The organism is Elusimicrobiaceae bacterium (assembly GCA_017520185.1).
Classification (GTDB): domain Bacteria; phylum Elusimicrobiota; class Elusimicrobia; order Elusimicrobiales; family Elusimicrobiaceae; genus Avelusimicrobium.
Map to the genome: position 1 here is coordinate 1 of JAFXGO010000011.1, position 12703 is coordinate 12703.

Below are 12703 nucleotides of genomic sequence, written 5' to 3' on the forward strand. Positions count from 1 at the left end.
CAAAGCGTCGTTCAAGATTTTTTCAGCGGTCGCTTTTTTACCTTCAAAATTTAATTTGTTGATGAAGCGGGCCACGAGCACGGAGTTGTGTTTGAAATCCGGCGCGGGCTGCGGTCTTCTGTCTCTGGGTCTTAAACCTTTTCTAGGCATAGTAAATTATTTCTCCTCTTATTTTCCGGCTTTGGGTCTCTTTACACCATACAAAGAGCGGCCCTGTTTTCTGTTTTCTACTCCGGACGCATCTAAAGCGCCGCGGATGATGTGATAACGCACACCCGGCAAGTCTTTCACACGACCACCGCGCACGAGCACGATGGAGTGTTCTTGCAGGTTGTGACCTTCACCGGGAATATAAGCGGTGACTTCAACTTTAGAGGTCAATTTCACACGGGCAACCTTTCTCAAAGCAGAGTTCGGCTTTTTCGGGGTTGTGGTATAAACACGGGTGCAGACGCCTCTTCTTTGGGGGCAAGCCTGCAAAGCAGGGGACTTGGTGCGAACAACATCTTTCGCGCGCCCGTATTTCACTAATTGGTTTACTGTAGGCATTACTCTTTCTCTCCTGTTTCTTTCAGTTCTTTGCGTTTTTGTTCAAATTCGCTGGAAATCTGTCTGGCAGATATACCTGTACCCGCCGGGATCAGATGTCCTACGATGACGTTTTCTTTCAGGCCTTGCAATTCGTCAATTTGGCCCGTAATGGCGGCGTCTGTCAGGACCTTAGTGGTTTCCTGAAAGCTGGCCGCTGAGATAAAGGATTCAGAAGCAAGAGACGCTTTACTGATACCCAAAAGGATGGTTTCGGCATCGGCTGTGCGTTTATCGGCAGCTTTCATTTTTGCGTTTTCACGCAACCAGCTGGCACGGCTGACGATTTCTCCTTTTAGGAAGTGGGTGTCTCCCGCATCCAGAATTTTCACGTTCCCCAACATCTGACGGACAATAACCTCGATATGTCTGTCATTGATGGTCACGCCTTGCAGTCTGTACACTTCCTGAATGGCGTTTAAGAGGAACTCTTGCGCTTCTTTTTCACCTTTGACTCTGAGCACATCGTGCGGATCAATGGCGCCGTCGGTCAGCGCTTCACCGACGCCCACATGGTCTCCTTCATAGACGACCAAGTGTTTTCCTTGAGGAATGCTGTAAGCTTTTTCTTGATTCGTTTCAGCATTTCTCACTACGACTTCAATCAAACCTTTCGGCGAAGTTTCTAAACTGACCACACCTTCAAACTCGGAAATAATGGCCGGATTTTTGGGGCGGCGAGCTTCGAAGAGCTCCGCAATTCTGGGCAAACCGCCCGTGATGTCTTTGGTACCGCCGGCTTCTCTGGCGATCTTAGCCAACACATCACCTGCTTCCACTTCTTCACCGTTTTCAACCATCAAGATGGTGTCAATCGGTAAGGGAAGGCTGGTTTTGCCATTTTTACCTTCAATGCTGATGCGCGGGTTTTTCTTGCCCATGCGGCTGGCAATAATTTTTCTTTCAATTACACCCGTCACTTTGTTGCGTTCTTCCTGCAAGGTAATACCTTCTACCACATCAGTCAAACGAACTACACCTTTCGCTTCTGCGAGCACAGGAATGGAGTGCGGGTCCCACTCAGCAAGGAGGGTTCCTTTTTCTACGGTTGCATGATCATCTATATAAACAGTAGCACCGTACTGAACTTTATATTCTTTTATTGTACCATTTCCGGCCTCAACAAAGATAGACCCATTGCGAGACAAACAAATTTTATTGTCGTACACATTGGTAATTACTTTCATATCTTTGAAAGTCACTTTACCGGAAATTTCAGCAACGGCCTGAGAGCGAGACAATACGCGGGAGGCCGTACCACCGATGTGGAAGGTACGCAAAGTAAGCTGGGTACCCGGTTCACCGATGGATTGAGCAGCGATAATACCTACCGCATCGCCAGGATTACTCATAGTAGAAGTGGCCAAAGACAAACCATAACATTTGGCACAAACACCGAACGGAGACTCACAGGTCAGTACGGAGCGGATACGTACAGATTCCACGCCATATTTTTTCACGAGTTTGCTCTGCTCTAAGGTAATAACATCGCCTTCTTTAATGATGGTTTTTTCTTCTTCTTTACCATCGGCTTTTTGTACTTTTACCACTACGTTTTCCAAGCTGGTGCGGCCCAAGATACGTTCTTCAATGGGTTCTACCATTTCTTCGCCGCTCATCAAAGATTTTACAACGATACCGTTGTGAGTGTGACAATCGTGCTCAGTGACAACCACATTATGAGCCACGTCCACCAAACGACGAGTCAAATAACCGGCGTCGGCGGTTTTCAAAGCGGTATCAGACAAACCTTTACGTCCACCGTGCGTGGAAATAAAGTATTCAAGCACGGACAGACCTTCACGGAAGTTAGCCGTAATCGGGGATTCGATAATTTCGCCCTGACCACCGGTTAATTTTTTCTGCGGTTTAGCCATCAAACCGCGCATACCGGCTAACTGACGAACCTGTTGACGACTACCACGGGCACCGGAGTCAGCCATCAAAAATACTGAGTTGAAGCGCTGACCTAAAGACGGATCATATTTTTCATCTTCAAACTTTTTCATTTCTTTGAAAAGTTCCGAACCTACATCGTCAGTGACACGAGTCCAAATATCGATTACTTTATTATAACGTTCACCCTCAGTAATGATACCGGCTTCAGCTTGAGCCTGAATGGCTTTCACTTGTTTTTTGGCTTCATTAATATATTTTTGTTTGACGGAGGGGATCGTCATGTCCGCTACAGAGATAGACAAACCGGATTGAGTGGCATAGCCATAACCCAATTTCATGATCTTATCTAAGAGTTGCACCGCTTCATAACGGCCATATTTTTTGCTCTTATAACATTCATCTACCAAAGCAGCCAATTCTTTTTTGCCGATGGCTTTGTTCACATACGGCCAACCTTCCGGCAAAATATTGTTGAAAATAATACGACCCACAGAGGTATAATCTTTCCATTTAGAAGCATTCTGCGCTTCTTTCGGATCCAAGCCTTCTTCTACCAAAGCATTGATTCCGCGCACTTTAATTTTAGCATGCAAGGAAAGTTTGCCATATTCTAAAGCCACCAAAGCATCTTCTCTGCTACCGAAGATAGAGCCTTCACCTAAGTCACCATCTTTTACTTTGGTGATGAAGTTGATACCCAACACCATATCGTGAGACGGGGAGGCAATAGGCTTACCGGAAGCGGGAGACAAAATGTTGTTAGAAGCAAGCATCAAAGTGCGGGCTTCCATTTGGGCTTCCAAAGAAAGAGGTACGTGTACAGCCATCTGGTCACCGTCGAAGTCAGCGTTGAAAGCGGCACAAGTTAACGGGTGCAACTGAATGGCTTTACCTTCGATGAGGACCGGTTCAAAGGCCTGAATACCGAGTCTGTGCAATGTCGGAGCACGGTTTAACAAGACCGGATGGTTCTTGGTCACTTTTTCCAAAATATCCCAAATTTCGGGGCGGACACGTTCCAACATTTTTTTGGCGGATTTTAAAGTCACGCCTTCTTTTTTCATGAGTTCGCCGATAATAAAAGGTTTGAAAAGTTCCAAAGCCATGAGTTTCGGCAAACCGCACTGATGGATTTTAAGTCTCGGGCCTACCACGATAACGGAACGACCGGAATAGTCTACACGTTTACCGAGTAAGTTTTGACGGAAACGACCATGTTTACCTTTAATACTGTCGGACAAAGATTTCAACGGTCTTCCGCCCGGCCCAATAAATACTTTACCGCGAGCACCGTTTTCAATTAAAGCATCCACCGCTTCCTGCAAGAGACGTTTTTCGTTGTAAATCATCACTTCGGGAGCACGCAAAGATTCAATGTGTTTCAAACGGTTGTTGCGGTTAATGATTCTTCTGTACAAATCGTTTAAGTCAGAAGCAGCAAAACGACCGCCATCGAGCGGTACCAACGGACGCAAATCCGGCGGAATGACCGGCAAGACATTGATAATCATCCATTCAGGACGGTTTCCGCTTTCTTTGAATTCTTCCATCGTTTTTACACGACGAACGAGTTTGGTGCGTTCCAATTCGCTTTGCGTATTTTTGAGTTGTTCATGCAAGGCAGGGATTTCTTTGTCAAAATCAATGCTTTCAAGCAACGTGCGAATGGCCGGAGCACCGATATCCACTTTCAAGCGGCTACCGTGTTTTTTGCGGGCTTCGCGTACTTGAGCATCAGAAAGCAAGGTACCCTTTTTGAAATCCGTACGACCCGTCACACTATCTACACAGTCTTCAATAACTACATAAGCAGCATAATAGACCACACGTTCCAAATCGGTAGTTCTCATATCGAGCAAGATACCGATTCTGGACGGGTTTTTGCGCAAGAACCATACGTGAGCCACCGGTACGGCCAACTCAATATGCCCCATGCGTTCGCGGCGGACTTTTGCTTCGGTAATTTCTACACCGCAGCGATCACAGGTAATCCCTTTAAATTTCACCCAACGATACTTACCACAAGCACATTCATAGTCTTTCGTGGGGCCAAAAATGCGTTCGCAGAATAAACCATCTCGCTCCGGTTTAAGGGTGCGGTAGTTGATAGTCTCCGGTTTTTTTACTTCGCCGTAAGACCAGGACATGACCTGTTCCGGGCTGGCAATGCCCAGTTTGATCGCGTCAAAATCAAAGAAGTTTAATTCTCCGAGTTTTTTGATTTTTTTGGTAGTTTGCATTTGTCAAATTCTCCGAACGCTATTTAACTTCCGCTTCAACCACTTCCGGCGCTGTGGTTTCTTCTTCCACAGCGGCGGGAGCGAGCTTATTGTTTTTCATTTTCTTCAAGAGGTCTACACTCAAGCCTAAGGCTTGCAATTCTTTAATCAACACCTTGAAGGATTCAGGCACACCGGGTTGAGCCGGGGCATCGCCTTTTACGATAGATTCATACATCTTGGTACGGCCGGCAAAGTCGTCTGACTTGACGGTCAAGAACTCTTGTAAGGTGTATGTAGCACCATAACCTTCAATAGCCCACACTTCCATTTCACCGAAGCGCTGACCACCGAACTGGGCTTTACCACCTAACGGCTGACGAGTAATCAAACTGTACGGACCGGTAGAACGGGCATGTACTTTATCTTCCACCAAGTGAATGAGTTTGAGCATATACATATAACCAACAGTCACTTTTTCTTCAAACGGAAGACCGGTACGACCATCATACAAAGTAATGCGGCAGTAATCGTCTGGCAAGTACTTTTTGGCATAGGCTTCACGTTCTTTGCCTGTTAAGCCCTTATCGTCCAAGATTTTTTCTTTGGCCAATTTAATTTGTTCTACTACTTCTGCTTCTGACGGACCGTCAAAGACCGGCGTAGCGGCATTGTAGTTGAGGTGTTTGGCTGCCCAACCGAGCATGGTTTCCAACAACTGGCCAACGTTCATACGAGAAGGAATACCGAGCGGGGAAAGTACTACATCAAGCGGTGTACCATCCGGCAAGTACGGCATATCTTCTTCGGGCAAGATACGGGCCACGATACCTTTGTTTCCGTGACGACCGGACATTTTATCACCTACGTGTAATTTACGTTTAGAGGCAATATATACTTTGACCGATTTATTCACGGTGATCGCAAGTTCGTCACCCTGTTTAGAAAATTCTAATTCGCGCTCATAATGTTCTACGGCTTTCTTTTCAAACATCTTGTACAAGGCATTCAAACGAGCCGTTTCTTTTTTCAGCGCATCTTCTTTCTTAATGGTTGCTTTGGCGTGTTCCAAAGCGCGCTTGCGTTGTTCGGATAACAATTCTAAGGCTTGTTCTTTTTCCGTTTCCAACGCTTTGACTCTGGCTTTTTCTTCTGCTTTCGTCAATTTTTCTTTGCGCACAAATACGCGAGTGCCCAACACTTTACCGCTGGTACCGGGAGGCACGCGCAAGGAAGCATCCACCACATCATCGGCTTTTTTACCGAAAATAACTTTTAAAAGTCTTTCTTCCGGAGTTAATTGTTGTTCGCCTTTCGGGGTCACTTTACCCACCAAGATATCACCCGGTTCTACAACCGTAGCAGGCAGGACAATACCGTCATTATCTAAGTGAGAAAGAGCCTCCGCACCGATGTTAGGAATGTCACGAGTGATTTCTTCGGCACCTAATTTGGTGTTTCTGGCATCAACGTTAAACTCGTGCAAATGGATAGAAGTGAAAACATCGTCACGTACTAAACGGCTGGACACCAAGATGGCGTCTTCGTAGTTATACCCTTCCCAACACATAAAACCAACCAACAAGTTGCGTCCCAAAGACAAACAACCGCGATCCATAGACGGGCCATCTGCCAATACTTGGCCTTTTTTCACCGTTTCACCGGCAAAAACAATAGGACGTTGATTGATACAGGTATCAGAGTTAGAACGCTTGTATTTCAAGAGTTCATAAACATCGGTAGAACCGTCATTGGTTTCTACAACTACGCGGGAACCGTCGGCAAATTGCACCTTACCGGGACGTTTGGCAACCATTGCGCTTCCGGCATCACGGGCCACTTCGTGTTCAATACCGGTACCCACAAACGGAGCTTCCGGAACGAGCAAAGGCACACCTTGACGTTGCATGTTGCAGCCCATCAAAGCACGGTTAGCGTCATCGTGTTCCAAGAAAGGAATCAATGCCGCAGACACGCTGATGACTTGCAACGGAGAAACATCCATATAGTCCACATTTTTAGGAGCAATTAAAGGATAGTCGGAGCGAACGCGGCAAGATACGGCATCTACCGTAATTTTACCGTTCTGGTCCACCGGAGTATTGGCTTGAGCCACCATTTTATCGTCTTCGGCATCGGCGGTCAAGACTTCCACTTTATCGGTCACTCGCCCGTTTTCTACTTTTCTGTACGGAGTTTCAATCAAACCATATTTATTGACTTTAGAATAACAAGCCAAAGAGGTAATCAAACCAATGTTCGGACCTTCCGGAGTTTCAATCGGACAGACACGACCGTAGTGCGTATAGTGTACGTCGCGCACTTCGAAGCCGGCACGTTTTCTGTTCAAACCACCGGGACCCAAAGCAGACAAACGACGTTTGTGCGTGAGTTCACCTAAGGGGTTAATTTGGTCCATGAATTGAGACAATTGAGAAGTACCGAAGAATTTGCGAACAATGGCTTGCACCGGTTGAGCATTGACCAAAGCACCAGGTTTTAAAGTGGTGAGTTCACGATTCATGCGGTCACGAGCGGTTTTTGCCATTTGAGACAAACCGATACGAATTTGGTTCTCCAACAATTCGCCGATACCGCGCACACGGCGGTTGCCCAAGTGGTCAATATCGTCTACTTTAAAGACAAAATCAGAACCATACATTTTTTGAGCATCTTCGCCGGCGTTTAAAGCGAGCAAGTATTTAACCGTCACAATCACGTCTTCCGGAGCCAACGTGCGGCGACGTTCAGACGGAGTGTTGAATTTTTTAAATTTCAATCCACCAATCAAATCAAACATTTTGGCGAATTTTTTATTGATTTTATAGCGACCGACAAAACTCAAATCATAGCGGCGGATATTATCAAAGACTAAGTTGTCCAAGAAATGTTCCGCTTGTTCTTTTACTACGAAATCTTGTCCGCGCATTTTCTTGTAGATTTCAGCTTGCGCTTCGGCTACGGTGCGGATAGAGTCTTTGCGGTGTTCTAAGGTAGCCAAAATACCCGGATCATCTTGGCGAGGTTTGCCGGAGATCACTTTAATGGTTTTGACTCCTTTTTCAACTAAGGTTTGGAAGAGTTTATCGTCCACCGGAATAGTGGCCTTGTCGTCCAAGTTCCACAATACTTCGCCGGTAGAAGGATCATAAATATCCTCTGCTACATAGCGGCCGATAACATTATCAATTTCGGTCGGCTTAATAGCCACATCTTCGCAGTTATAGAAAGTTTGAATAATTTGGGCATTGGTTTCCAAACCGCAAGCACGTAAGAAGGTGGAAGCCAATACTTTTTTCTTGCGGTCAATACGTACCCACAAGGCGTTCATCAAGTCGAAGGAAAATTCAACCCAAGCACCGCGGTAAGGAATAATGCGTGCGACGTACAATTTCTTACCCAGTGTAGATTGTTTCTTTTCTTCGTCTTCTTCAAAAATAATACCGGGAGAGCGGTGCATCTGACTGACAACAACACGTTCTGCGCCGTTAAACACAAAACAACCGGCTTCCGTCATCAAGGGCAAATCACACAAAGTGACGTCTTGATCGGAGGCCTCTTTCATTTTTCCGTTTTTCTGCTTTACATACAAGCGCAATAAGGCTTTTAAAGGAGCAGAATATGTGCTATCACGTACGGTAGCTTCCGCCGGAGTAGCATAGCGGGGTGTGCCTAATTCATACTTCAAAAATTCCAGACGCATGCTGCCGTCGGGCGCTTCAATCGGGAACACGTCTTCAAACGCGGCTTGTAAGCCTTTGAGTTCTCTTTTGGAAGGAGCGACGTCTAATTGCAAAAAGTCCACAAAGGATTGTTTTTGCATATCCAGCAAGTCGGGAAGCGGTAGTTTGGAAGAAATCTTACCAAAATTTTTCTGTTGTATCATTTGCGTTTATTCCTGCCTTGGTCTGAGCCGAATAAATTTACTTTTGTGCACGCATAAGACAAAAATAAATTCACCGGCATTGGCTTCATAAGAAGCGGAGATAAGACAAATCCCCAGCCCCTAAAAAGGGGCTAGGGAAATAGTGGTGTTGACTATTTGAGTTCGACGGTGCCGCCGGCTTCGGTGATTTTCTTTTTGAGTTCTTCAGCTTCGGCTTTAGCAACGTTTTCTTTTACGGCTTTAGGAGCGCCTTCTACCAAGTCTTTAGCTTCTTTCAAGCCTAAACCGGTGATTTCGCGCACTACTTTGATTACCGCGATTTTTTTGGCGGCATCAACAGCGGCCAACACAACGTTGAATTCGTCTTTTTCTTCGGCAGCAGCGGCACCGGCAGCAGCGGGAGCAGCAGCAACGGCCACAGCGGGGGCGGCAGCTTTTACGCCGAATTTTTCTTCGATAGCTTTCACGAGTTCGGAGAGTTCCAAAACAGTGAGTTCAGCAATAGCGTTTACTAATTCTTCTTGAGTCAATTTAGCCATTTTATTTATTCCTTATTTTCTATAGAGTAGCGGCCTTCTGCGCAAACCGAGTTTGCACCCGTACCTTTATCCCTTTCGGGGCTACTACCGCTCTTGGCGGGTTTAGATTTTACCGAGGCATCAGTTGGCAAAAGCCAACTGACCCCCTGACTCGTTATTTTTGCTTGTCTTCCAAAGCCTTAATAACGTAGGCAAAATCTCGTATCGGAGCTTGAAGAACTTGAGCCGATTGTGCAACAGCGCTGTATAAGGCGCCAGCCAACTTGGACAGGTTTTCTTCTTTGGTACCAATGGTAGCCAATTGTTGTACCTGAGCTTCGTTGTACCATACACCATCGGAATAGCAAGCTCTAAGCTTCAAAGCCGCTTGGCCTTTCTGGAAGTCTACCAATGTTTTGGCAACGGCAGCTACATCGCCACCGATGGCCACAGCCGTAGGCCCTTGAAAGAGCTTTTCATCAGCTCCTTCAATTTTGGCCTGACGAATGGCATGATCCAAGATCGCATTGCGTTCTACACGGAATTTAGCTCCGTTTTCACCCAATTTGACTCTCAAACCAGCCATATCACCAAACTTCAAGCCTTGATAGGCGGTGAAGAAAATGGTGCCGGCATTGGAGATTTCAGAAGATAATTCCAGCGACTTCTGTTTCTTTTGTTCTTTAGTCAGGTTCATTTTATTGCCTGTTTTTTAAGCGCCTTTTTACTGCCGATTCTCCGTTTAAAAATAAAATTTTCAGACAGAGAAAACGACAGCCACAGACACTCCTCCCGTCGTTCTCCGACGGAGGTGTCAATGGTTGGCGTTCAAAATCTGGATACTGCTCTTTATATATTTTATCAATAAAAGCTGCCTATTGCAACCCTTTTTGCAATCGTCTTATCCGCAGCTCTTATAAATATTATAACAAAATTTCCTTCTCTGCTCAACTATACCGCTACAGAGACGGGTAATCCGGCATGCCCATTTTTTTGCAATATTCTTCATTTAAATCATAAGCACAAACCATTCCAAACGGTTCGCCATAATTGCCGTTTCCATAAATCAGCTGTGCAAAAATTTCTCCGTTTTTCACGCGCCCCGCATATAGATATTCATCAGACCAAAATTCCCAATCTTTCGTTCGGAAACAAGGGGCCGTATCTAAGCAACCTGTTTCCAATATAGGGGTAGGAGGTTGAAAAGAGGTGTTTTGAAAAAATCTATCTCCGGTACAATTGTATCTGTCTTGCTCCAACAAACAGACAATTTGTGCATCCGACATGGCTTTTAACAAACTTTTACCTTCTGCCAGCTTTGCTTTTTCCACTGCATCTGTATACTTCGGCAAAGCGACCCCTGCTAAAATACCTATGATAAGCACCACTACTAATAACTCCATTAGCGTAAAACCTTTTTTATTTCGAATCTGATTCATTGTGGACTCCTTTTTTGTTCATTTTTTATGATATAAAAAATTTAATAAAAAAAAATAAGTCAAGTGCTTTCTAATTTTTTAAAAATTATTTATTAAAAAATCACCACATTAGTTCCTTTCTATAAAAATCCAAACAATCTAATTAGTTTTTTGGCTTGGAAAAAGTTTTTCATATTATTATAATAAAATAATAGAGAGTAGGATTTTTCCTGACCGATATCCCAAAACATCGATTTTAGTTCCTACGAGAGGGAACTTGCCTAGAAAGGGGATAAATGGGGGAAACAGGGGAAATATGAGTTTCTAAGATGAGGAGAAACTGGTATTTTTCCCTGTTTTTTTGTGTCCTTTTTTATCATGGTTTTTATATTTTAAATTTCCGTCAAAAACTCCAGATAAAAACTACTTTTTTTCCCTTCTATTAATTGATAGAATATAGGGAAGAAAACCTTATTTTACGGATTTATTATGACTGAAAAATCAGATTTCATTTATCAAATTTTTAAATTAGACGACTCTGCGGTAGGACAAGATTTTTTAGAAAATTTACCACAGTATTTTCCGAACAATGGTACTATTATTCACCACGCGCGCAATCAAATCCGCGTGATGGAAATTAACGGGCAAAATATTAATGTCAAAAAATACTGCATACCGCCGATTGTCAATCGCGTGTTATATTCTATCGGCCTGCGACGCCCGAAAGCTAAAAGCACTTATGTGAATGCGCAGGAAATTATCAAAAGAGGTTTTTCTACCCCTAAACCGTATGCCTATATTTTGGAAAGAAAAAAAGGACTTTTGTATCACTCTTATTTTATCAGTGAACAGGTGGAAGGTGTAAAACCGATCGGGCATCACTGCACTGATAAAAAACTGATTGCCGCTTTGGCCGAATATACCGCCAAACTGCATGAAAGCGGATTGATGCACAAAGATTTTACTCCCGGAAATATTCTATATAAGGAAGAAAACGGGAAATATCATTTTGTACTTGTGGATATCAATCGTTTCCATTGCAAAAAGAAACCTATCGGCTTTGGCGGCACTTGCAAAAACTTGATGCAACCTTTAAGTAATGACGAGCTGATTAAATTCTTTGTCTTTGAATATGCCAAGCACCGCAAAATCAATACGGCTATTGTGTGGCCGTATGTGTATTTCTTAAGACATTATAGAAATCTATACGACCGCACCAAGCGCGCACTCAAAAGCCTCCCCGGTGCAAAGTTGCTCATCAATAAACCGATTAATAGCAAACATAAATAACAAAACCCCCCTCTTTATGAGTGGGGTTTATTTTTGCACTTTATATCTTGAAAAAAATTAAATATTGTTATACTATAATGACCCTTTACCCCAGGTTTGTGAGCTGGTACGTGAAGGGTAAGAATTGTCGGTAGGCCCCTAATGTTTGGGGGCATAACCATCTACCGATATTCAAAAGTCCATCGGTTGCGGTTTTACGTAAAACCTATTGGCATTAAAAAAAAGACCCTTTGCCCCGGACTTGTATGCCGGACCGCATGAAGGGTCTTTTTTCATGTGTTTTTAGGGTAAACATATAAAAAGGGCCTATACTTACTAAAGCATAGGCCCTTATAAAATGGAAAAAGGCTTGGATGAGACCGACAACGATCTACTCTCTCAGCACCGAATTGGGTGCCAATACCATCGACCCTTACGAGCTTAACTGCCGTGTTCGGAATGGGAACGGGTGTTGCCTCGTCGGAATTATTATCAGTCTCATTCAAGCCTTTTGATTGTTAAAAGATCAAATCTGTTTAACAAAGAAGTTATCATCGGACGGAACAACAACTCCTTTGTTGAAACCCGGTTGGAATCTCTCTCGCCGCTCTCACGGGTCATCGACTTCCTTCCAACCTATTTATTATACTAGATAACTTTAGAAAAGCGCAAGTGTTTTTCACTTACATTCTTTATTCAGTCTGGATTAAAGAATATGGCCAAGCCTCACGACCTATTAGTACAGATTAGCTGAACACATTACTGTGCTTACACACTCTGCCTATCAACCCGGTAGTCTTCCGGGGGTCTTCTGGGTAGTTAGTCTACCAGGGAAACCTTATCTTGAGGCGGGTTTCACGCTTATATGCTTTCAGCGTTTATCCCTACCGAACACCGCTAATCAGC

8 protein-coding genes and 2 rRNA genes are annotated in these 12703 nt (G+C 44.2%); 1 reads left to right on the top strand and 9 read right to left on the bottom strand.

Annotated features, from left to right (window positions below; all coding sequences use genetic code 11):
• The 7 genes from IKL48_01920 to IKL48_01950 all read right to left on the bottom strand — a co-directional run.
• Positions 1 to 150: 30S ribosomal protein S7 (locus tag IKL48_01920; GenBank protein MBR3603439.1), on the bottom strand; the 150-nt coding region annotated here is incomplete at its 3' end.
• Between the two features lie 18 nt (positions 151 to 168).
• The gene (gene rpsL, locus IKL48_01925; protein ID MBR3603440.1) at positions 169 to 549 is read right to left on the bottom strand and encodes a 30S ribosomal protein S12; all 381 of its coding nucleotides are present in this window, start codon (positions 547 to 549) and stop codon (positions 169 to 171) included.
• Positions 549 to 4727, bottom strand: coding sequence for a DNA-directed RNA polymerase subunit beta' (gene rpoC, locus IKL48_01930; GenBank protein MBR3603441.1), 4179 nt, complete (start codon positions 4725 to 4727; stop codon positions 549 to 551). Before rpoC ends, rpsL begins: the two co-directional genes overlap by 1 nt.
• Positions 4728 to 4746: 19 nt before the next feature.
• Positions 4747 to 8592 carry a DNA-directed RNA polymerase subunit beta gene (gene rpoB, locus IKL48_01935; protein ID MBR3603442.1) on the bottom strand — a complete coding sequence of 1282 codons (3846 nt, stop codon included), beginning with the start codon at positions 8590 to 8592 and terminating at the stop codon, positions 4747 to 4749.
• Positions 8593 to 8744: 152 nt separating this feature from the next.
• On the bottom strand, positions 8745 to 9131 hold the full coding sequence (rplL, locus tag IKL48_01940; protein ID MBR3603443.1) for a 50S ribosomal protein L7/L12: 387 nt from the start codon (positions 9129 to 9131) through the stop codon (positions 8745 to 8747).
• A gap of 154 nt (positions 9132 to 9285) precedes the next feature.
• Positions 9286 to 9807 (bottom strand): 50S ribosomal protein L10, encoded by a 522-nt coding sequence (locus IKL48_01945; protein ID MBR3603444.1) that lies wholly within the window; start codon positions 9805 to 9807, stop codon positions 9286 to 9288.
• Between the two features lie 262 nt (positions 9808 to 10069).
• On the bottom strand, positions 10070 to 10549 hold the full coding sequence (locus IKL48_01950) for a prepilin-type N-terminal cleavage/methylation domain-containing protein (protein MBR3603445.1): 480 nt from the start codon (positions 10547 to 10549) through the stop codon (positions 10070 to 10072).
• A gap of 468 nt (positions 10550 to 11017) precedes the next feature.
• Between IKL48_01950 and IKL48_01955 the strand changes: the two genes are divergently transcribed.
• Positions 11018 to 11818 (top strand): hypothetical protein, encoded by an 801-nt coding sequence (locus tag IKL48_01955; protein MBR3603446.1) that lies wholly within the window; start codon positions 11018 to 11020, stop codon positions 11816 to 11818.
• Positions 11819 to 12175: 357 nt separating this feature from the next.
• On the opposite strand, the gene rrf is transcribed toward IKL48_01955, so the two are convergent.
• Both rrf and IKL48_01965 read right to left on the bottom strand, forming a co-directional pair.
• A 5S ribosomal RNA gene (gene rrf, locus IKL48_01960) occupies positions 12176 to 12294 on the bottom strand.
• A 218-nt stretch (positions 12295 to 12512) separates the two neighbouring features.
• Positions 12513 to 12703: ribosomal RNA gene (locus tag IKL48_01965) — 23S ribosomal RNA — on the bottom strand; the annotation flags it as partial.